Genomic DNA, 20,334 nt, shown 5'->3' with positions numbered 1-20,334 from the left:
GGTCATTCTGAATGTTCATCTTCGCCCAGATGGATCAGGCGATGCTGGGAATGGCCTCCAGCAGGGATTGAGTGTAGCTGTGGCGCGGTGCCGAGAACACGGAATCGACATTTCCTGTTTCGACAATCCGGCCCTCCTTCATCACTACGACGCGGTCGGTAAGATGATGAACCACGCCAAGATCGTGAGATATGAAAAGCAGTGATGTGCCCGATGCAGCCTGCAGTTCGGCCAGCAGATCCAGCACTTGCGCCTGAATGGAAACATCAAGCGCGCTGACGGGTTCGTCGGCGACGAGCAGTTTCGGTCGTGGCGCAAACGCACGCGCGATGGCAACTCTTTGCCTTTGCCCGCCGGAAAGGTCACGCGGATGCCGATTGAGATATGCGGGCCCCAGGCGTACTGAATCGAGGACTTCAAGGACCCTGCGTCTGCGCTCGGCTCCAAAGACAGCCACCGAGTCGAGACTTTCACCCACGATCCGCTCAACGGTATATCTTGGATCGAACGAGCTCAGCGCGTCCTGGGCAATGAGTTGTACCCCCGCCCTATGCGCTCGGCGTTGACCTTCGCTCAGTTCACTCCATGGCTGTCCGTCAATTGATACTTTTCCAGCATCGGGTTTGACAAGACCGAGCACAATTCTGGCGACTGTTGTCTTGCCGGAACCGGACTCTCCAACAATTCCCAAGGCTTCGCCAGCGGACAGATCGAATGACACATCGTTGACAACGAGAGAAGCGGCGGCGCCGCTTCCATAATGTTTGGAAAGATGCTCGACACGCAGCATCTTTCGTTTTGGATCAATCGATTTTGCGGGAAGCAGAACTTTCAAGCGCTCAACCTGCCCAATCACTGCCGGGTTTTCAGCAGGCGATGATGAAACGACGCTACCAAGGTCGGGGGCTAATCGATAGCCTCGTGAAGTGGCTGATGGTATCGCATCGAGCAATTGTCTTGTGTAGGGATGGCTCGGAGCAGAAAGAATTTCTGCAGTCGGCCCCTCTTCAACGACTTCGCCGTTTCGCATCACCAGAACACGATCGGCAAGCCGCGAGACAATGGCAAGGTCATGACTGATCAACAGCAGCGTATTGCCCGCCCGCTTCCTTTCGGCAAGCAGATCGAGAATTTGTTTCTGCACCGTTGCGTCAAGTGCAGTTGTAGGTTCATCGGCAATCACGAGTGCGGGCTCGCGGGCTATTGCCGTGGCAATTAATGCCCGTTGACGCAAGCCACCTGAAAGCTGGTGCGGATACTGAGGCAAACGCTGTACAGGATTGGGTATACCGACCGAATTGAGCAACGTCAGGCTTTCGTCATGAATATCACGCCGGCTGAACAAGCCACCATTGCCGAGTGCGTCCGAAACCTGCTGGCTGATGCGTCGCAGCGGGTCCAACGAGACCAAGGCGTCCTGCAAGACAAATCCAATCTTGCTCCCGCGAAGCTGCCGCCATTTTCGCTCGTGAAAATTGAGTGCATTTTCGCCGTCAATATCGAAAACATCGGCTGTAACGCTGGCGCCTTGCCCGGTCAGTCCAACGAGCGAGCGGGCAGTTACGGATTTGCCGGAACCGGATTCTCCGACAAGCGCTACGGATTCGCCGCGATGAATGGTAAGATCAAGACCGCGGACAACGACATTGGCCTCGTGGCCTTTGGGAAATCCAATTGTAAGGTTTCGGATATTGATGAGCGCAGTCATTGCTGCCTCCTGCCTTCAAATGCCGCCTGCCACTGACGTCCGAGAACGCTTACGGAAATAACTGTCAGCGTGATTGCGACACCCGGCCAAACCCCGATCCACCAGGCAACGCGCAGGTAGTTTCTGCCTTCGGCCAGCATTGCGCCCCACTCTGGAATGGGAGGTTGCGGCCCCATGCCAAGAAAGCTCAAACCCGCTGCTCCAATAATTGCAGTACCAAGCCCGATGGTGGCGAGGATTGGCACTTGAGCCATCGCGTGAGGAAGAATGTGGCGCAACACCAGCACTGCTGGAGTAAGCCCAAAGGTTCTTGCCTGTTCGACATATCCTGACTCGGCTATGACAAAAGTTTGAGCCCGCACCACTCTTGCAAAACGCGGTATGGACGCGACGCCAAGGGCGAAGATCAGATTGAATGTACCGGGTCCTGTGAAGGATATCAGCACGAGTGCCAGCAGCAGATCTGGAAATGCCGAGACCACATCGAGAAACCGTGTGATCGCTTCGTCTACAATGCCGCGTGCGAGCCCTGCAAACAGCCCGAGGATCGATCCGACGACTGCAGCGATAACAACCGCACTGACGCCGATGAGGATCGAATAGCGTGCGCCATGTACAACTCGTGAAAACACGTCGCGTCCGAGCTGGTCTGTGCCAAACCAGTGCGCTGCACTTGGAGGCAATTGCGCCTGCAACGGATCGGCGGCAATCGGATTATAGGAAGTCAGCAATTGTGGCCAAGACGTGCCCGCAGCGATGATGAGGAGAAACACTACAGCCGCGAGCAGGCCGGGACGGCGCAGAGCACTGTAAACAATCTGCCGTCCGTTGAACCCGGCCAGCGGAGTACCTGTCGAAACGACGCTCATGTTCGTGCTCGCAATCGCGGATCCAGCAGCAAATACAGCGTATCTACCAATGTGCTGAGGACGACATATATAAAAGCCGAAAGGATCGCGACGGCCAGAACCACCGGCAAGTCCTTGCCAAGTACGGCATCAACCGTGATCTTTCCCAAGCCGGGTCTGCCGAAGACTTGCTCGGTAATCACTGCCCCAGACAATAGATTGCCGATCAGCCAGCCTGTGAGTGTCACTGCAGGTAATGCAGCATGCCGCAGGCCATGCCTCAGTCGTAAAGTCAGTGCGTTGGCGCCCCAACTCCGCACCGTCAGTGCAAAGGGTTCTTCCAGCGCACGCTCCAATCCTTCACGCAGGACCTGGCCGATAACTGCGCCAAGCGATAGCCCTAAAGACAATGCCGGTAGAACCAGCGCGGCAAAATTCCTGTCTCCGGCGACTGGAAACAGCTTGAGTGTAAACGAAAATACAAACAGCAGGACTATGCCAAGCCAGAACGATGGCGTGGAGACCAGAACTAGTTCCATGCCACCAGCGATCCGGCGTGGCCACCGCAGTCCCGCAGTGGCCACTGCGCTCACCACAGCAAAAACGACTGCGACAACCAGAGCTGCTCCGGTCAACTTGAGTGTCGGCCATATCTGCGAGAGGACCAGTGTCGCAACGTCTGTCTGCAATACGTAAGAGCGGCCAAAATCGCCGTGCAGAACCCTCCAGAGATAGGAAAGATATTGCTTTATCAAAGGCTCATCGAGGCCCCACTCGGCCCGAATGGCAGCTTCGATCGCGGGTGTGCGAATTTGTTCACCTATCAACAGGCTGACAATATCACCCGGAGCGACGTGCAGGCTGATGAAGCTCAGCGTGATCGCAGCCCAAAGAACTATGATACCAGAGCCGATACGTCCGAGTATCTGCGAGAGCAGAGTGGTGCGTATCGACGAAAAACGGCCCTGCAAACTGGCAATAGGTGCCTGATGAAGCGCGGTCACATTTTCTACGTCCATATTCTCTCTCCCTATTTCACATCGTGTGAGCGAAAAGCGGTTGGCTTCACTATTCGCTGCGCCAGATGTCGTAGGCGCTTTCCGGCAGTTGCTTGAATTGGCGGAAGCTGATGCCCTTGACGTAGGAAGCCGCGGCAATCTGATCCTCAGGTTCATAGAGCGGCAGCGCATAGGCCTGTTCGATAATGGCAAAGCGCTGTAGTTTTGCGTAAAGCGCAAAGCGCTCTTTGGCATCCAGAGTAGATGCGGCAGCTTTAAGCCAGGTCAGAAGCTCCGGAGCCGAAGCACGACTGTAATTGATGGAGCCGCCCTGATCGATTGGCAGATAGTGGTACTCAATATCAATCGCATCGGTTGGGGTGTTGGAATTGGCGATGGAGCCGAACTGGCCGGTTTTGCGGCGGTCGGTGTAGGTGCCCGCATCCACATAAGACACGCTCAGATCAATGCCTGCGTTTTGCCGTGCTTGCGCTTGGACAGCCTCAAGCAATACGTTGCGCTGATCGCGAACTGTTGCCTGCGCCTGTACAATTTCGATAGAAAGGCGCTTGCCATCCTTGGTGCGGAAGCCCTCACCATCGCGTGCGCTCCAACCGGCTTCATCGAGCAACTGGTTTGCAAGCTTGGGATCGGTGCCATAAGCGCCTTCAATCGTCTTGTCATAGAATTGCGCATCAATCGGTGACGTTATGCCCCAAGCCCGCGTGCGCTCACCACGGTAGACGGATTTGAGCACTGCATCGACATCCACAGCGGCAAGCAAAGCCTTGCGCACTTTGACATCTTGTGTCGGACCATAGGTTACATTCAAGAACAGCGAATAAGGCGTCCCGGTGTTCAGTGCATTTTGATACGTGAAATCAGGATTATCCTTGAAAAGACCGGCGTCATTTCCGGAAATGCCTTCGATCACATCAACCTGACCGGATGACAACGCACCCGTCCTGACGGAAGATTCAGGAAGGAATCTGTATGTAACTTCGTCCAGATAGGCAGGGCCTTGATGAGCTGCGGTCTTCGGCGCCCAGTTATAGGCGGCGTTCTTGACGAAATGGATGTCCTGCCCTTTGACATAGCGCTTCAGAATGAACGGGCCTGTACCGGCAATTTCAGTGCCACCTGACTTGAGCTGTGCGGAATCAAACGCTTTTGGCGAAAGGATCTCGAGGCTAGCCGCAAAATCGAGAAAAGGTGCATATACTTCGCTTAAAGTCAGCTCGACGGTATGCGCATCCAGTGCCTTGGCATCGGCAACCTTTGATACCGGACCGGCGCTCGCGCTGCCGGAATAGGCCGCGTCTTTCAGCCGGGTAAAATTCTTCACAACTGCCGCAGCATCAAGCTTCTCGCCGTCGGTGAAAGTGACGCCGTCCCGCAAGGTGAAGGTATAAGTCTTACCATCATCGGAAATCCGGTACTCATTCGCCAGCCAAGGGACGTAGCCGCCGTCCGCCGTTCGCGAGAGGAGCGATTCAAAGACATTGCGCAACAACAGTTTCGTCTTATCTTGGCCGTTAAGTTGCGGATTGAGTGTTGCCGGGTCGGTTTCCACACCCCAGACGAGAGCGCCCCCTGTGACAGGCGTTGCGTCGGCGGCCTGTGTGACACCGGCAGCAAATGTTGTGCCGGCGGCCGCAATGAGCGGGAGGAAGTACTGGCGGAAAGGTATCTTCATGGACTAACCCCTTGATCTGAAACTGGCGACAAGCCCGGAAAAGCAACAAACGCTTATCGCTCAACCCATATGTCGTATGCGTTTTCCGGAAGATGTTTGAACGGGCGGAATTTTACTCCGCGAACATTGACAGCAGCGGCAATCTGATCTTCCGGCACGTAGAGCGGCAGACCATAAGCCTGTTCGAGAATGGCGAAGCGCTGCAGCCTGTTGTAGATTCTCGAGCGTTGCGCGTGGTCCAACGTGGAGGCTGCCTCTTTCAGCCATGCCAACACCTCCGGCGCTTCTGTCCGGCTGTAATTGATTGAACCGCCAAGGCTTCTTGGTAAATAATGGAAGTAAATGGTTACGGCGTTTTCCTGAGTGGTTGTGGAGTTGGGAACCGCGCCATATTCGCCATTTTTTTGGCGATCCACGTAAGTACCCGCGTCAACATAGTTCAGAGCAAGGTCGATGCCTGCATTCTGTCGCGCCTGCGCCTGCAACGCTTGAAGAAGCACATCACGCTGGTCACGCAATGTTGCTTGGGCCTGCACGATTTCAATGGACAAACGCGCCCCGTCTTTCGTACGGAAACCGTCGGCATCGCGCTTTGTCCAACCCGCATCATCGAGCAGATCATTGGCTAGCTTCGGGTCGTAACCATAGCTACCTTCGATACTCTTGTCATAGAAGTCCGTGTCGGCGGGCGTCAGCACGCCCCAAGCCCGGGTTCGTTCACCGCGATAGACAGAGTCGATTACCTTGGCCACATCTATGGATGCGAGAACCGCCTTGCGTACCTTCACCTCTACAGTCGGACCGCGTGTAACGTTGAGATATAGCGTGTAAGGCGTTCCGGTGTTTATGGCGCTCTGATAGGAAAATTCCGGATCGTCTTTGAAAACAGCTGCATCATTGCCGGAGATACCTTCGATGACGTCTACCTGTCCTGACGCCAAAGCGCCTGTGCGAACTGCGGACTCCGGCAGAAAACGATAGGTAACTTCATCAAGATAGGCCGGGCCTTGGTGTCCGGCATTCTCTGGTGCCCAGTTATAGGCAGGGTTTTTCACGAGATGTATTTCCTGACCTTTGACATAGCGATCAAGAATGAATGGTCCTGTTCCGGCTATCTCCGGGCCTCCGGATTTCAACTGTTTCGAGTCAAAACCTTTTGGTGAAATGATTTCAAGACTTGCTGCGCCATCCAGGAACGGGGAGTAGACGCTATCGAGTTTCAAGATGAGCGTACGTGGATCGGGCGCAAGCGCTTCAACCACATGCGAGACATGTCCTGCACTGATACTGCCCGAATAGGTCGGTTCCTTGAGTTTTGTGAAGTTTAGCGCGACTGCGGCGGCATCAAGCTTTTCACCATCACTGAAGGTGACATCGTCGCGCAATGTGAAGGTATAGGTCGTCCCTTCATCTGAAATCTTGTAATCCGTAGCCAGCCAAGGGACGTAACCGCCATCAGCAGTACGTGCCAGCAGGGATTCATAGACATTGCGGAGAATGAGCTTCGCCTTTGCCTGCCCGTTCAAATGGGGATTGAGCGTGCTTGGTTCTGTCTCGACGCCCCAAACCAGCGAACCGCCTGATACAGGTGTCACCGTTTCCTGCGTGTAAGCGCTTTGCTGTCCGATCATGGTGGACACGACCAACACGCTCACACCGCCGATGAAGGCTCTTCTCGTCACCATTTGCCGAACTCCGAAATCTCGTGAACTCCTTCGTTCGTATTAGGGTGCTGGTGTAAATGGGGTGTTGGTTTCGTCATTGTGCGTGCGCCAATAGAGGTTCAAAGCGTTGATATTCAGCCACTTCCAGTGTTTCGTAGATGTGTTGGTTCAGGATTTTACGCAGAAGAACCATTTCATCGCCGTCCTTGTCGCGCTTGTAAAAGCCTTCATATCCACGCCGTTCGTAGATGCCGACAAGCCACGGGTGCCGTGTTGCAGTGGCGAGATAGACAGCCGGCGCTTTGATCTGATCGCGGAGGAAGTTCAGTTCAACATAGTCAAGTAAAGAGCTGCCAATTGATTGGCGCTTGAGTTCCGGCGCAACAGCAAACCAGTGAAGAAACGGATAACTTGTCAGGTGATTTTCCCCCATCGGCCAGGGAAACCGGACCGATATTGTCGCTATGATCTGAGCATCGCGCTCGACCACAAAAGTGGTGTGCCGTTCAATTTTCTCACGCACCAGATCAACATCCGCAGTCGTGGCGGTGAACTTGATGTTCATCTCCCGCAATGGCTCGTAAGAGGCCTTTATCAGGCGGTGTAGAGCTGTCGCATCTTGGGCTGTTGCTATCCGAATAGAGTCACTCATGATTAGCGAGCCTTGATTCTGTTATGGGTCATGCTGCAACTGCCAGATGTGATTCAGCCAACAGCCTGAATGAATTAATCCGGCTTGCAGCTTCTGTTACGGGGCAATCGATGATGAATTCCTTCACTCCATAGCGCGCGTGCAGCCGCTCCAGCTCGCCATGAATGCGGCCGGGCGTCCCACGGATGACACCGGGCATTTTTTCTTCGATACGGTAATCGGTTATGCCGGATTGGCGGATATATTCCTGTGCCTGTGCCAGGCTGCCAACGGTGACGCCCTGCCCGTTTGCTACTTCGACCTTAAATCGCCTCAGATCACCTTCAAGACGCTCCGCCAACGCGTCGGACTCGGCGGCAATCACACCAATGGCGAGTATTGGTACCTGTCCGTTTGTCACCTCGCTATAGGTGGTAAACACGTCGTGCAGCAGGGATTCGTCGCCGTTCAGATGGCCTGCATAGACAAATTGCCAATCATGAGCTGCGGCCAGTTTTGCACTTTCAATACTTGCGCCAAGCAGAAAGCGTTCCGCAGGAATAGGAGGCGAAGGAATGGCCCGCAGATTGGTCGCCGGGTCGGCACTTGCCGCCGCATCACGCAGATAGATGTCCAGTTCACCAAGCTGGTCGGCAAATGCCGGTTTCTGCTTTTGGTCAAAGGCTTTTTGCAGCGTCTTTGTGGAAAGAGGTAAGCCTCCCGGCGCTTTTCCTACCCCAATGTCGACCCTTCCGGGTGCTAGCGTGGCCAAAAGATTGAAGTTTTCGGCAACCTTATACGCGCTGTAGTGCTGCAGCATGACGCCGCCTGAGCCTATGCGGATTGCTGAGGTATGAGCCAGCAGATGCGCAATAAGTATTTCAGGTGACGAGTTTGCCAGCCGTGCATTATTGTGGTGCTCAGCAACCCAGAAACGGCGAAAACCCCAGTTTTCGGCCTGCCGTGCCAGAAACAACGTTCTTGCCAAGGCTTGGCCAGGTGCTTCTTCTCCGTCAACCGGGCTCTTGTCGAGCAAACTTAGTGAGTAATTCATTCAGCGTACCATTTGTTTCACTGCTGAAACTATAGTAATCTGGTCGAGTATAAGACGAGGAAGGATGTTCCAATGTTGCAGTGTATTGCAGAAGATATTTCGTAACTTGAGAGCAATCCTGATACCTGCGATGAGATTGCTACTTCTGTTGAAGCAGACATCTTCATTTTGTTACCCGCCAAACCATTGTCCCGATTAAAGCGTGACGCTTATTTCGCAGCACGCAAATGCCGTTCGAGCCAAAGGCTGTAGCGGGATGCAGAATAGCAAAGTGCGAAATAAATCACACCGACAAAGACATAACTCTCGTCGTAAAAGCCGAGCCAAACCGGGTCATTTGCAGCATTCTTTGCAGCGTTCAGCAGATCAAAAATTCCAATCACCGCAATCAATGTAGAATTCAGCAATATGCCGATTGCCAAGTTGACCAGCGCCGGAATCACTGAGCGCAGAGCTTGCGGCAGGATGATCAAGCGCAGCGTGGTCCAATAACCAAAACCAAGGGATGCGGCGGCTTCCGCCTGACCATCCGCCACAGATTGGAGCCCTGCCCTTACAACCTCCGCCAGATAGGCCGAGACGAAAAGTGTCAATCCGATCTGCGCGCGAACAAAGGCATCGGGTGAAAGCCCCGGCAGCATCATGGGTACAAGCAGCATGGCAACGTACAAAATTGCGATCATGGGCACACCGCGCACCACTTCAATGAATATGATCGATACAGTGCGAAGGCCCGCCATCTTAGACCGTCTGGCCAAGGCAAGAAGCACCGCAATCGGGAATGCACAGGCAAAGCCGACGACCGAAATTAGCAGAGTTAGTGCCAATCCACCCCATCGCCCCGTCGGCACTGATGGTCCAATGAGAGTGCCCGCCATAAGAATCCAGACGGTTACAACTGTCCCTATCCACAACAGCACGAGATGCCGTGACCAAAATCTGGGCGTACCCGTGATCACAAGCAAGAGCGCTATCAACCCAATCGTCAGCGCGGGTCGCCAATCCAGTTCGGGCGGATAAAGCGCAAACAATATGAAGCGTATCTTTGCCCCGATAAATGCCCAGCATGCGCCGGTTGACGCCGCGCAATCCTTGGCGCTTCCGGTCCATGTTGCGTCGAGTAAAATCCAGCGAAACAAAGGTGGAATTGTCCAAAGGAGAAAGCCGGCCGTAGCCAGCGTGATAAAAATATTCAACCGTGTTCCGAACAGGCCGTCGCGCCATTTTTGCCAATGGGCTGACGATGCCGGACGAACGCTTCCAGTGTAAAACAATGCAGTCATCGCGGCAGGAATCCACGTTGTTCGATACGTTTGTTGTATTTGTTCATGATCGTTGAGACGGACAAGTTGATCGCCAGATAGGACACGACGATTATCGCCAATGCTTCAAGGGCCTGACCGCTCTGGTTTGCCGTGGTGTTGAGAACGCTGACGAGATCCGGAAAACCGATTGCCACGGCAAGGCTCGAGTTTTTAGTCAGATCAAGGTAGCTTGAGGTCATCAGCGGGACGATAACCCGCAGGGCCTGGGGCAGTATTACCAGCCTCATGATACGCCCGGGTTGGAGCCCCAGAGACCGCGCTGACTCCCATTGGCCGGAGGGTACGGATTGAATGCCGCTTCTGATGATTTCCGCTATGGTGGCGGATGAGTTGACGACGAGACCGATCAGCAATGCTGCAAATTCGGGCGTGAGGTTAAATCCGCCGGCGATATTGAATCCGCGCAGCAATGGCAGTTCAAGCGCGACACTTGCTCCGCTCAGCCGAAAGGCCAGTCCAAACCCTAAAACGGCCAGCAGGCCCATTGCTGAAAACTCAATAATGCCGTGTCGTACACTCCGTTTTGAACGCACCTTATAGAACGCGAACAGTGCGGCAATACACACGACCAAGATGGCTAAAGTGACCAATGACAATTCGTGCAGGCGGAATGCGGGAATCGAAACCCCTCGATTGCTTAGGTAAAGAATTCCCAATGGATTGAAGGCCTGACGCGGTGGCGGAAGTGCGTGTGTAACAGCACTCCAGAAAAAGAGTTGCAGAAGCAAGGGCGTATTACGGATGATTTCGATGTACCAGCGCACAAGGCCTGAAAGCAGCATGTTCCCGGAGAGACGTGCTATCCCCAGCGAGACGCCAAGAAGCGTTGCCAGAATACAGCCGGAGACTGCGATCGCCCCCGTATTGAGCAAACCGACGAATGCTGCCCGCCCAAATGTGTCACTTGGGGAGTAGGCAATCAGACTCTCGCCAATGGCGAAGTTGGCGCTCTGGCTCAGGAATGCAAAGCCTGGCTGAATGCCAAGCCGGTGCATGGTGTGCACCATATTCGATCCCATCAGCCAGAATATGCCGATCAGGCCGATAAGCACTGCCAGTTGCGTAATCGGGTAGCTTCCCCACCACTCACGAATAAAATAACCAATACCGGGCTTGGGAGAGCCCGGTATTGGCAATGGCTTTGATGTTATTCCACTCACGGACATTTCACCGGAAACCATCAGCCTCAGCGGAATGGTGGCGAGTAAAGCAGACCGCCTTGAGTCCACGGTTGGTTGTAACCGCGCTCAAAGCCTACTGGTGATCCCTTGCCGATAGTACGTTCGAATATTTCGCCGTAATTGCCAAGTGTTTTGACGATGTTATAGGCGAACTTGGGATCCAGTCCAATCGCTTCACCAAGCGATGGGTCAGTGCCAAGAAACCTCTTGATTGCCGGATCTTCGCTGGTCAGGAACGTATCGATATTATCCTTGGTGATCCCGAATTCTTCAGCCTGAATAGTGGCATTGACAGTCCAGTTGACGATTTCAAGCCAACGGTCATCACCGGCAGCAATTGCTGGAGCCAACGGCTCTTTTGACAGGCGTTCCGGCAGCAATATGTAGTCATCTGGATTTTTCAAAAGGGTGCGTCTCAAGGCTAGATCAGATGCGTCTTGAGTCAGTGCATCAACGCGGCCGGATTCGAGCGCCTTCAAAAACTCATTGCTGTCTTCAATTGTAACTGGAGTGAACTTATGTCCGGATTTGCGGAAGAAGTCGGCAATATTCAACTCGCCTGTCGTTCCGCTCTGCACGCCGATGGTTGCGCCATCCAGGTCGCTGCCCTTGGTCACCCCAAGCGATTTGTTCACGAGCAAGCCCTGCCCGTCATAAAAAATTGTCGGCCCGAAGTGAAAGCCCAGTTTAAAGGCGCGTGTGATGGTCACGGTCACGCCCGAAAGCAGGATGTCGAATTCGCCAGACTGAAGGGCTGGCAATCGCTGTTGCGGCGAGGAAGAGGTAAACTCGACCTTATCCGGATCATTGAAAACAGTAATTGCGAGTGCTCTACCGAACTCGACAAAGAAGCCTTGCCATTTGCCACTTCCGTCCGGTGCAAAGAAGCCCGGCGAAGTGCCAACTCCGACCTTGATCGTGCCACGCTGCTTGATTTTATCGAGTGTAGGTCCGGCGTGGGCAATACCCGTGAACAATGTCGCGGCGGCCACAAGACCGGCAGCAATCTTAGTTCTCCAGCCATGTGACTGGTTTTGTTCTGCTCGCATAATCCAAATTCTCCTGATGAAGTGCGTTCCACGGGTCAGATAAGTCTGGATCGTGCGATCCCCCTGCTAGCCCCACGAAAAGACTATTGAATTGGTGGGCTGAAAGGAGACATCGTTTTGCGAATGCGAGGGAGAGTTTGTAGTATCTTGCTCAAATAAAGTGCATTGGCGGTTTAATTTCTCAGCAGAAATCCTTCGCTTTTAGTCGTTATAGCGGTGTGTAATCGATGATAATACTGCTTGGGCGGAACACGTTTCTTCTTTTTTCGAAAGCAAGAGCAAAGCTTTCCACATCAACGCCAAAACCATACTTTGGCGTGCGTTGCGCAGGTCCAATTCGTTAGCCAGAATCCAGCGAAGGAATATTGTAATGGGCAATTGAATGACGATGCTTACCAGAACGGAAATAATTGCGCGATTCAGGCACATACTTCAGGGAATCAAGGAGGCCGACAGTGATAATTTTGCTGGTCAACGCGAGCTTGATATTGTGCGAAACACGCTGGAGTTCTCTATCTCGCGGCTGCGTCACACGGATGCGACGCCAACAGCGAATGACAACCCGCCAGCGCTTGATCCGAGATGAGGTCCTTAAGCCGTTTATAGACCAACATCAAAGAGCATGTGGTTCATGGTCTTGGCGGGCTCTTTCTCTTTAACCCCTCCAACAACACGGGCGGGAACGCCGGCAACCGTTTTGCGCGCTTCTACAGCCTTCAAGACGACAGAACCGGCACCGATCCGTGAGTTGATACCGATGTCTATGTTGCCCAAGACGGTGGCTCCCGCCCCAATCAAAACACCGTGCCTTATCTTTGGATGACGATCACCTGTGTCCTTGCCGGTACCGCCAAGTGTTACCCCTTGGAGAATTGACACGTTGTCTTCAATGACTGCCGTTTCACCGATAACAATGCCTGTGGCGTGGTCAAAGAAAACGCCAACGCCCAGTTGCACTGCAGGATGTATATCGACCTGTAAGACCCGGGAAGATCGCGATTGCAGGTACATTGCAAGATCTGCCCGTGCCGTTTTCCAAAGGTGATTTGCGAAACGGTGAATCTGGATCGCGTGAAAACCTTTTAGGTACAAAAGAACATGAAGTGGGCGCGTAGCCGCCGGGTCTCTCTCCAAGACCGCCCGAATATCCCGCGCAAGTCCATGCAGCAGCCGTGGCTCTTCGGACCTTATACTATCAAAAAGCTCTATTAATCGGTTTCCTGATAGCGAACCATTGGCCAATAGCTCTGACAACACGCGGCAAAGTGCATCTTCCAGATTATCGAATTGAAATACGGACTCTCCGAGAAATGATGCCAGCCATGGTTCCGAATTCGCCACTTGTTCGGCATGAGCGACTATCTGTCGCCAAATTACTCCAGTCGTAGCAGGCATGGTGTGACCTTTGGAATTATCGAAGAGATATGTAGCAGATATTCAGCATAATATGGTTCAGGTTCTGCTTATAAACAATCGATATTTTCCATATATTTCATGTAGTTAAAGTAAAAATCATTGAAACAGCTTGAGCCTTGGTGATCCGGTTTCTGCTATTCTGCCGCGCTTGCAACCACCGGGCTTTGCCTTGTCAACAATGGTTGAACTTCACTGACGACCTGATCGATCTGGGCGCTGATGTGCGCAGCAGCAACTTCGTGGTTCTGAAAATCCCGATCCGTCGCATAAATGCCGGTTGGCAGGGTGTGTGCTGCAAAGAATCCGAAAAGTGGCCGCAACTGATGTTCTATGATGAGAGCGTGCCGGTCGCCTGCCCCTGCGGCTGTCAGAACAACCGGCTTTCCCTGTAGGGCGCGAGCATCGATCAAATCGATGAAGTGTTTGAACAGTCCGGTGTAACTACCCTTATATGTCGGAGTTCCAACCACAAGAATTTCGGCGGACAGAACTTTTTCCAGTATATTGCTGGCCGCCGGGCTGAGTTCATTTATATGGCGCGCAGAACCGAGTGAATCGCCGATATCGATAAGATCATAAACTTCCTGCGTCAGACCGTAGCTCTCACTGATGCGACTGACCACGCTTGTGACGAGTGCCCTTGTCTTCGAAGGGCGATGGAAGTTGCCGGAAAGGCCAACAACGGTCGGGTTGGACATGATCTGGATCCTCGGTAATTGCGTTTGCCGTTGGACGGCCATCGGCAAACATTACCAAAGCAGTTCACATAAAAAAGGAAACTGACCCTGAAGTATGCCCCTGTTGTAGTATATTTTTCTCAAGCGCCCGATTGCAGTCACGCCATGGTTGGGAAAGCCTGCTAGCCGTCCATTGTGTGGTGGACGGCTGAGATTGTCCAATCGACTGTGGATTGGTTTATTGCTGCGTGAACAGGTGAACCGGCCATTTCCGTGACAATTCCAGAGGCTGCCCTTCGGCCATCTTCGGCGGATTTCCAGATCAGCATGTCGAGTATGGAGCCATCATCACGTTCGCAGATACGACGAGACACAAATCCCTTCTGGCTCTTGAGCCAAATATTGATGTCCTTATTGGCCTTTATGAAGTCCTTCATCGTCAGGCCGTGTGCCAGTTGAAACGTTGTGATTTCGACGGCCTCGGTCATTGTGAATTCGCCTTCTTGTATGAGTATTGTTCGGGCATGTTGAGATGAACGTGGGTGATTGTTGTATCGGCGATGGTTTCTGCAAAATATTTGCCGAACAGCCCGGCTGGCGTCTGGAATCCCGGGCGTAGCTCTCCTTCCAGCACCCTGCGTCCGGCTTCCGCTGCCGCCAAGGCGGTAAAACTATAGCCATTTACAGTATCCAGAACTGACCGGAAGACCAATCCGTGTGCATCTGTGACCTCCGCTACAGCCTGATACCGGTTAGCCAGCCGTTCCTCATGGCTTGGCCCATCGGGTAGTTTGGAAAGATCACCTTGAGGAAATCCGGCTCCCGTCACATGAACGAACGTTTCGACGTTGGAAATGCCGGTTGCGCGCCAGATGGTTATGAGATCCGGCAAAGTGACAGGGAAACAATCCACGGGACCTCTGCCGAAATCGAACTGTTGAAGGTTGTTGACGGCACGATCAACCAGAGCACCATTCAAGCGTTCCAGACATTGGACAGTCAAATTTTCTGTTGCGCTGATCGCAGATCCTCGTGAAAGGCCTCCGGCAACATGAAGTGCGACCCTGATCCGGCGAGGATCAGTCACCCGATCAAAGGTTCGTTGCGCAAGGCAACCAAGTATTGCCACACTGCCGCCGCTTCCCGGCAGGAGCATGACACCAGCCGAATTTGCCTCCGTGTCCAGCGTCTCCGCAAGACGATAACTGTCGAGTTCTGCTGCAACGTCCAGATAGTGTACGCCATTTCGGATTGCTGCCCTCATCAGAATACCAGCCGTCCGCATGAACGGGCCGGCACAATTCAAAATGGCCGACACTCCCGACATTGAACGATCAATCGCTGCGGTGTCTTCAAGCGTAAAGACACGGTATTCCGCATCGAGTCCAGTGGCCAATCGCGCCAGCATTGCCTCGCTGCGTCCTGCAAGAATGATAGGTGTTCCGGTTGCTTTTGCATGCTCGGCTACCATGCGACCGGTATAGCCAGTCGCCCCATAGATCATCAATTTCTTCATATCAGTGCTGCCATTCCTTGTGGACGAATTCCAGGCTGTAGCCGTCCGGATCAAGGACATTCGCCGCATAGTAACGGGGATCATAATAAAGGCGTGCGCTTGGCACGCCATTGTCGGTGGCTCCCGCATCGATAGCTGCCGCATAGGCCGCGTCGACCTGTTCTGTGCTTTTGGCGACGAAACCGACATGCGCGGCCCGCCCTTCAACCACGCCTTCACGCAGCCAGAAGAACACCCGGCCATTTGCGCCGAATCCTTTGAGATCAGGATGTCCGGCAGGGCCATCTTTTCCGTTGTAATCAAGCACATGGGTAATGCCGAGCGGCGCAAGTGTGCGCTCGTAGAATGCTATAGAACGGGCGATATCACTTACCGATATGAATACGTGATCCAGCATTATCTATCTCCTTGTCAGATTATGTAACCGCCAGCGACTTCGATGTTCTGGGCATTGATCCAGCGGTTTTCATCAGAAAGCAGACTTGCAATGACACCTCCGACCTCTTCGGGTTCACCGACGCGGCCAAGAGCTGTCTGTCCGGCAAGCAGCGCTTCGAATTCGTCGTTCAGTCCGCCGCCAAGCTCTGTCCGTATCGCTCCTGGTGCAATCGAGTTCGCCCTTATCCGGCGCTCGCCAAATTCCTTGGCCATATACCGCGTCAATACTTCAAGCCCGCCTTTGAATGCAGCATATGGCGCGACGCCAGCCGTAGCCACGCGGCTAGTTGCACTTGTCAGGTTGATAACATGCCCCCCATCTTCCATCAGGGGTAGCAGAGTTTGGGTCAGAAAGAATGGCCCTTTGAGGTGAACATTGAAGAGACCGTCAAACTGCTCATGTGTCACCGTAGAGATCGGATTGTAGAGGCCGTATCCGGCATTATTGACGAGATAATCAAAGGTTTGGCGCTCCCAAATGCTTTCAAGCTTGGAGCTGACAGTCTTGCGAAACTCATCGAACGTACTGCTGTCTGCAACATCCAGCTTCAATGCCACCGCTTTTCCGCCTTGCGCGATGATGGTGTCCACCACTTCGCCTGCTCTCTCGGGATTTGCGTTGTAGGTGACAATAACACCCATGCCGCGCTCTGCGCATTTCAGGGCTGTACTTGCACCCAAACCCCGGCTGCTGCCGGTTATGATTACGATCTTCATTCATCTCTCCTGTACGTTGGTGTGAGAAGAACCTACGTCTATCGGTCGGTTTGCACTCACCCGATCCTCGTCAAAACTTGCCTATTTCTGCTTTTACCTTGCGCGAGCCCACAGCCTCTGTCAGGCTAGTTTCATGGAACAGCAATTGCAGGAACTTCGACGGTTAGCTTCAAAGGCAGAGAACCGGCGCACCGAGACGGGCATTCCGCGCATTGCCATGGTTCAGGGAGAAATCCCCGAGCATCAGCTTTCCGCGCTCTATGATCCCATGGTCAATCTGATCCTCACGGGATCCAAAACCATGACGATTGGCGATCGTACGTTGCATTACGATCCTGCCACCTATTTCGTCATGTCTATTGATCTTCCGGCTGCCGGGTCAGTTCATCCTTCGGTCTCGGGCGATCCGTATTTGGCGATCAGCCTGACGCTCGACCCGACGATCTTGGCAAAACTGCTTTCTGATTTACCGAAACCGTCCGGCAGCAGATCGTTCGATACGGGATTTTCGGTAGCGCCGGTGACGCCTCATCTTCTCGACGCCTGGCTCCGGATGATGCAGCTTCTCGAGCGCCCCGATGAGATCGTCGCGCTTGCTCCAGTCTATGAACGGGAAATTCTTTTTCGTGTACTGCAGGGACCGCACGGATGGATGCTGCGGGACATCGCGACGCCTGACACTGCGATTTCGCGTATCAGTATAGCGATTGACTGGATCAGAAGAAATTTTGCCGAGCAAATGCGAGTAGAGTCACTTGCAGATATGACTGCTTTAAGCGTTTCTGCGTTCCATCGCCACTTCAAGACGGTCACTGCACTCAGCCCTCTGCAGTATCAAAAGCGTGTGCGCCTGCTGCACGCTCGCTCGCAACTTATCGCCGGGCAGGAAACCGCCACGTCTGTCGCCTTCAGTGTGGGATATGAAAGTCCCAACCAGTTCAGTCGCGAATATGCCCGCCTCTTCGGGTTGCCGCCGTCACGCGATATTGCAAAGGCGATGCGCGATTTGAGAGCCGCCTAGATCGGAAGGCGATTCCACTTTCGGCAAGCATTGACAAAAGTTTGATACGAAATTCTCTGTCTCACTCTTGAATCATCAATTCGGCCTGCCTAAGTTCTCGGCAACCCGCTGGTCCGGGCCCCTCTGGCAAGTTCCCCGGCTAACTTGCGATGTCGGACCGTTTCCCGACAACGCACGCCGGAGGAGAAATCCGTTTTGGACACCACCTTCTTTTTTGTCGACTGGCTGGGTAAGCCGGTCTGGATGTGGCTGAGCTTTTTTGGCTTGGTTCTTGCCATTCTCTCATTCGACCTTGGAATTTTGCACAAGGAAAACAAAGAGATCAACGTCGTTGACAGCCTGAAGCTGTCCGCGCTTTACATTTCACTGGGTCTCGCTTTCGGCGGCTGGGTCTGGTGGTATATCGGACCCGATGCCGGCATGGCTTACGTAACAGGCTTCGTCGTCGAAAAGACACTCGCGCTAGACAACGTCTTTGTCATAGCCCTGATTTTCTCCTTCTTCGCTGTCCCTCGCCTCTACCAGCACCGTGTCTTGTTCTGGGGTATTCTTGGCGTCATTGTGCTGCGCGCTATAATGATTGGCGTTGGCGCAACCTTGGTCGCTGAGTTCTCGTGGCTACTCTACATCTTCGCTGCATTTTTGATCCTCACCGGCCTCAAGATGTTGTTCATGAAGGAAGCCGAGCCTGATATTGCCAATAATCCGCTCGTCCGCTTCATGCGCCGACGTTTCAATGTCACCGAAAACCATCATGGTGAACATTTCTTTGTAAAGCAGGCTGACCCGAAGACCGGTAAGTTGATCTGGTTCATCACACCGCTCTTCATGGCACTTGTCCTGATTGAAGTCGCCGATGTCATATTTGCAGTAGACTCGGTGCCAGCCATCTTCGCCATCACAACCGACCCGTTCCTGGTCTACACCTCGAATATCTTTGCCATCCTCGGATTGCGCGCTCTGTATTTTGCACTCGCAGCGATGATCCATCGCTTCCGTTATCTGAAGCCAGCGCTGGCGCTCGTTCTGATCTTCATCGGTTCGAAGGTTTTTGCGGCAGATATGTTGGGCCTCGAAAAATTCCCCGCCGCACTGTCGCTCGGCGTTACCTTTGCCATCATCGCCAGTGGCGTGGTCTGGAGCATAATCAAGACCCGCAACGACGAGATGGAAGCGTAACACGGTGCTGCAAAACGTTTTTTAACCGACTGAACAATGAACGAGGCTGCCTATTCGGGCAGCCTCGTTCTGTTGCCTTCGGAAGCACATAATTGCGCAACATTTCTTAACATTACAAAACCCCTGAAAATACGGAAATGGCGATAATCCTGATTGATGAGGGCAGATGGCTGCCAGTTGGACAAGGTCCCTCGGACAATCTCAGGAGCAGTTTTATATGCCAGTCACCAAGCACGTTCGTTTTGAGCTACGATTGCTGCTGCCAATCGTGGCATTCGGTATCATCTGTTTGGTGCCTCAACGGGCGATCGCCCAAAGTTCAGATGAAGCAAGCCCCGAGCGCATCAATCCGAGCCGTTTCGAGAAAATCACTGATCGGCTGAACAAATGGAATGTGGTGATTGGTGCAGGTGGCATCTATGCGCCGAAGTTTGAAGGGTCTGATGAATTTGAAATTCAACCCTTTCCTATGTTTTCCGCAACATTTGGCGAGCATGTAACTGTCGATCCGCGGGGTATTTCCATCAATATCTACCGCAATCAAAGCTTCAGTTTTTCCACCAAGATCGGCTACGATTCAGGCCGCGACGAAGATGACAGTGATCATCTTAAAGGGCTGGGAGACATAGATGCCGGTGCCGTCATTGGTGGCAAGCTGACATATGAGCTCGGGCCCGTGGAATTGTTTACGTCCTTTGACAAGACGATTGGTGGCAGTGATGGCCTGGTCGGTACAATTGGTGCGAGTGTCTCGCATTCCTATAACCAGTTTCTTTTTTCGGCTGGAGCTTCTGCCACATGGGCCGACTCCAATCACATGGATGCATATTTCGGGGTGACGAAAGCTCAGTCTGTGCGATCCGGCCTTGCGTCATATGATGCCGGGGCGGGATTTAAGCGCGTCGATTTCGAAGCTTCTGTGATGTACGTGACGGAGAAGAGTTGGCTCATTCAGGGTCAGGTAGGCATTGGCTATCTTGTCGGTGACGCAGCAGACAGCCCAATCGTCCAGGATGCATTTCAGCCGTCGGCCATGCTTATGATTGGCTACAAATTCTAGCCGCGGATGGGCCACAGAAATGTTGCAATGCTACGGCACCCAAGCTCGCAGATGTCATGTTTGGCTGCCTGATTCACAACGAAATCAAATATGGCCGCGAGTGACAGTATAACGCCATTCATGGGACACGATTTGCCCCCACTAACGGCGATGCTT

The 20,334-nt window shown here is 53.3% G+C and carries 20 protein-coding genes; 4 read left to right on the top strand and 16 right to left on the bottom strand.

Annotation, left to right across the window (positions count from 1 at the left end):
• Positions 1-34 precede the first annotated feature (34 nt).
• From PMI41_RS07065 to PMI41_RS07020, 10 genes are all read right to left on the bottom strand, one after another.
• Positions 35-1,708 (bottom strand): ABC transporter ATP-binding protein, encoded by a 1,674-nt coding sequence (locus PMI41_RS07065; protein ID WP_008123207.1) that lies wholly within the window; start codon positions 1,706-1,708, stop codon positions 35-37.
• The gene (locus PMI41_RS07060) at positions 1,705-2,577 is read right to left on the bottom strand and encodes an ABC transporter permease (protein ID WP_008123206.1); all 873 of its coding nucleotides are present in this window, start codon (positions 2,575-2,577) and stop codon (positions 1,705-1,707) included. The genes PMI41_RS07065 and PMI41_RS07060 overlap by 4 nt, the downstream gene beginning before the upstream one ends.
• On the bottom strand, positions 2,574-3,575 hold the full coding sequence (locus PMI41_RS07055) for an ABC transporter permease (RefSeq protein WP_008123205.1): 1,002 nt from the start codon (positions 3,573-3,575) through the stop codon (positions 2,574-2,576). The genes PMI41_RS07060 and PMI41_RS07055 overlap by 4 nt, the downstream gene beginning before the upstream one ends.
• 49 nt (positions 3,576-3,624) lie before the next feature.
• Positions 3,625-5,250, bottom strand: coding sequence for an ABC transporter substrate-binding protein (locus tag PMI41_RS07050; protein WP_008123204.1), 1,626 nt, complete (start codon positions 5,248-5,250; stop codon positions 3,625-3,627).
• A gap of 53 nt (positions 5,251-5,303) precedes the next feature.
• Positions 5,304-6,935, bottom strand: coding sequence for an ABC transporter substrate-binding protein (locus PMI41_RS07045; protein WP_008123203.1), 1,632 nt, complete (start codon positions 6,933-6,935; stop codon positions 5,304-5,306).
• Between the two features lie 73 nt (positions 6,936-7,008).
• Positions 7,009-7,566 carry a GNAT family N-acetyltransferase gene (locus tag PMI41_RS07040; RefSeq protein WP_008123201.1) on the bottom strand — a complete coding sequence of 186 codons (558 nt, stop codon included), beginning with the start codon at positions 7,564-7,566 and terminating at the stop codon, positions 7,009-7,011.
• 28 nt (positions 7,567-7,594) lie between these two features.
• Positions 7,595-8,599 carry an MsnO8 family LLM class oxidoreductase gene (locus PMI41_RS07035; RefSeq protein ID WP_008123199.1) on the bottom strand — a complete coding sequence of 335 codons (1,005 nt, stop codon included), beginning with the start codon at positions 8,597-8,599 and terminating at the stop codon, positions 7,595-7,597.
• A 209-nt stretch (positions 8,600-8,808) separates the two neighbouring features.
• Positions 8,809-9,882 carry an amino acid ABC transporter permease gene (locus PMI41_RS07030; RefSeq protein ID WP_008123198.1) on the bottom strand — a complete coding sequence of 358 codons (1,074 nt, stop codon included), beginning with the start codon at positions 9,880-9,882 and terminating at the stop codon, positions 8,809-8,811.
• Positions 9,879-11,090: an ABC transporter permease subunit gene (locus tag PMI41_RS07025; protein ID WP_157179333.1), complete on the bottom strand. Its 1,212-nt coding sequence runs from the start codon at positions 11,088-11,090 to the stop codon at positions 9,879-9,881. Before PMI41_RS07025 ends, PMI41_RS07030 begins: the two co-directional genes overlap by 4 nt.
• A gap of 20 nt (positions 11,091-11,110) precedes the next feature.
• The gene (locus tag PMI41_RS07020) at positions 11,111-12,154 is read right to left on the bottom strand and encodes an amino acid ABC transporter substrate-binding protein (RefSeq protein WP_008123196.1); all 1,044 of its coding nucleotides are present in this window, start codon (positions 12,152-12,154) and stop codon (positions 11,111-11,113) included.
• 382 nt (positions 12,155-12,536) lie between these two features.
• Here PMI41_RS07020 and PMI41_RS07015 point away from each other — a divergent pair, with 382 nt between their 5' ends.
• Complete coding sequence (locus PMI41_RS07015) at positions 12,537-12,740, top strand: hypothetical protein (protein ID WP_040853994.1); 204 nt, start codon at positions 12,537-12,539, stop codon at positions 12,738-12,740.
• 14 nt (positions 12,741-12,754) lie between these two features.
• On the opposite strand, the gene cysE is transcribed toward PMI41_RS07015, so the two are convergent.
• The 6 genes from cysE to PMI41_RS06985 form a co-directional block, all read right to left on the bottom strand.
• On the bottom strand, positions 12,755-13,549 hold the full coding sequence (gene cysE / locus PMI41_RS07010) for a serine O-acetyltransferase (RefSeq protein WP_008123195.1): 795 nt from the start codon (positions 13,547-13,549) through the stop codon (positions 12,755-12,757).
• A gap of 155 nt (positions 13,550-13,704) precedes the next feature.
• Positions 13,705-14,268: an FMN reductase gene (gene msuE, locus PMI41_RS07005; protein WP_008123194.1), complete on the bottom strand. Its 564-nt coding sequence runs from the start codon at positions 14,266-14,268 to the stop codon at positions 13,705-13,707.
• Positions 14,269-14,429: 161 nt separating this feature from the next.
• Positions 14,430-14,735: a hypothetical protein gene (locus PMI41_RS07000; protein ID WP_008123193.1), complete on the bottom strand. Its 306-nt coding sequence runs from the start codon at positions 14,733-14,735 to the stop codon at positions 14,430-14,432.
• A complete protein-coding gene (locus PMI41_RS06995) occupies positions 14,732-15,763 on the bottom strand; it encodes a saccharopine dehydrogenase NADP-binding domain-containing protein (protein WP_008123192.1) in 1,032 nt (343 codons plus the stop codon). The genes PMI41_RS07000 and PMI41_RS06995 overlap by 4 nt, the downstream gene beginning before the upstream one ends.
• A 1-nt stretch (position 15,764) precedes the next feature.
• Positions 15,765-16,160 carry a VOC family protein gene (locus PMI41_RS06990; protein WP_008123191.1) on the bottom strand — a complete coding sequence of 132 codons (396 nt, stop codon included), beginning with the start codon at positions 16,158-16,160 and terminating at the stop codon, positions 15,765-15,767.
• 14 nt (positions 16,161-16,174) lie between these two features.
• Positions 16,175-16,918 (bottom strand): SDR family oxidoreductase, encoded by a 744-nt coding sequence (locus PMI41_RS06985; protein ID WP_008123190.1) that lies wholly within the window; start codon positions 16,916-16,918, stop codon positions 16,175-16,177.
• Between the two features lie 133 nt (positions 16,919-17,051).
• Here PMI41_RS06985 and PMI41_RS06980 point away from each other — a divergent pair, with 133 nt between their 5' ends.
• The 3 genes from PMI41_RS06980 to PMI41_RS06970 all read left to right on the top strand — a co-directional run bounded on the left by PMI41_RS06980 (position 17,052) and on the right by PMI41_RS06970 (position 20,178).
• A complete protein-coding gene (locus PMI41_RS06980; RefSeq protein ID WP_008123189.1) occupies positions 17,052-17,939 on the top strand; it encodes an AraC family transcriptional regulator in 888 nt (295 codons plus the stop codon).
• Between the two features lie 195 nt (positions 17,940-18,134).
• Positions 18,135-19,118 (top strand): TerC family protein, encoded by a 984-nt coding sequence (locus PMI41_RS06975; protein WP_008123187.1) that lies wholly within the window; start codon positions 18,135-18,137, stop codon positions 19,116-19,118.
• Positions 19,119-19,335: 217 nt separating this feature from the next.
• A complete protein-coding gene (locus PMI41_RS06970; protein ID WP_008123186.1) occupies positions 19,336-20,178 on the top strand; it encodes a MipA/OmpV family protein in 843 nt (280 codons plus the stop codon).
• Positions 20,179-20,334: the final 156 nt, after the last annotated feature.

It is taken from the genome of Phyllobacterium sp. YR531 (genome assembly GCF_000282595.1).
In the GTDB taxonomy this organism is placed as follows: Bacteria; Pseudomonadota; Alphaproteobacteria; order Rhizobiales; family Rhizobiaceae; genus Phyllobacterium.
This window is presented reverse-complemented; position numbering and strand designations above follow the sequence as displayed.

What these genes read in the sequence shown, in the direction of transcription:
- PMI41_RS07065 (WP_008123207.1), bottom strand. Translation starts at nt 1,708, where the DNA reads ATGACTGCGCTCATCAATATCCGAAACCTTACAATTGGATTTCCCAAA.
- PMI41_RS07060 (WP_008123206.1), bottom strand. Translation starts at nt 2,577, where the DNA reads ATGAGCGTCGTTTCGACAGGTACTCCGCTGGCCGGGTTCAACGGACGG.
- PMI41_RS07055 (WP_008123205.1), bottom strand. Translation starts at nt 3,575, where the DNA reads ATGGACGTAGAAAATGTGACCGCGCTTCATCAGGCACCTATTGCCAGT.
- PMI41_RS07050 (WP_008123204.1), bottom strand. Translation starts at nt 5,250, where the DNA reads ATGAAGATACCTTTCCGCCAGTACTTCCTCCCGCTCATTGCGGCCGCC.
- PMI41_RS07045 (WP_008123203.1), bottom strand. Translation starts at nt 6,935, where the DNA reads ATGGTGACGAGAAGAGCCTTCATCGGCGGTGTGAGCGTGTTGGTCGTG.
- PMI41_RS07040 (WP_008123201.1), bottom strand. Translation starts at nt 7,566, where the DNA reads ATGAGTGACTCTATTCGGATAGCAACAGCCCAAGATGCGACAGCTCTA.
- PMI41_RS07035 (WP_008123199.1), bottom strand. Translation starts at nt 8,599, where the DNA reads ATGAATTACTCACTAAGTTTGCTCGACAAGAGCCCGGTTGACGGAGAA.
- PMI41_RS07030 (WP_008123198.1), bottom strand. Translation starts at nt 9,882, where the DNA reads ATGACTGCATTGTTTTACACTGGAAGCGTTCGTCCGGCATCGTCAGCC.
- PMI41_RS07025 (WP_157179333.1), bottom strand. Translation starts at nt 11,090, where the DNA reads ATGTCCGTGAGTGGAATAACATCAAAGCCATTGCCAATACCGGGCTCT.
- PMI41_RS07020 (WP_008123196.1), bottom strand. Translation starts at nt 12,154, where the DNA reads ATGCGAGCAGAACAAAACCAGTCACATGGCTGGAGAACTAAGATTGCT.
- PMI41_RS07015 (WP_040853994.1), top strand. Translation starts at nt 12,537, where the DNA reads ATGACGATGCTTACCAGAACGGAAATAATTGCGCGATTCAGGCACATA.
- cysE (WP_008123195.1), bottom strand. Translation starts at nt 13,549, where the DNA reads ATGCCTGCTACGACTGGAGTAATTTGGCGACAGATAGTCGCTCATGCC.
- msuE (WP_008123194.1), bottom strand. Translation starts at nt 14,268, where the DNA reads ATGTCCAACCCGACCGTTGTTGGCCTTTCCGGCAACTTCCATCGCCCT.
- PMI41_RS07000 (WP_008123193.1), bottom strand. Translation starts at nt 14,735, where the DNA reads ATGACCGAGGCCGTCGAAATCACAACGTTTCAACTGGCACACGGCCTG.
- PMI41_RS06995 (WP_008123192.1), bottom strand. Translation starts at nt 15,763, where the DNA reads ATGAAGAAATTGATGATCTATGGGGCGACTGGCTATACCGGTCGCATG.
- PMI41_RS06990 (WP_008123191.1), bottom strand. Translation starts at nt 16,160, where the DNA reads ATGCTGGATCACGTATTCATATCGGTAAGTGATATCGCCCGTTCTATA.
- PMI41_RS06985 (WP_008123190.1), bottom strand. Translation starts at nt 16,918, where the DNA reads ATGAAGATCGTAATCATAACCGGCAGCAGCCGGGGTTTGGGTGCAAGT.
- PMI41_RS06980 (WP_008123189.1), top strand. Translation starts at nt 17,052, where the DNA reads ATGGAACAGCAATTGCAGGAACTTCGACGGTTAGCTTCAAAGGCAGAG.
- PMI41_RS06970 (WP_008123186.1), top strand. Translation starts at nt 19,336, where the DNA reads ATGCCAGTCACCAAGCACGTTCGTTTTGAGCTACGATTGCTGCTGCCA.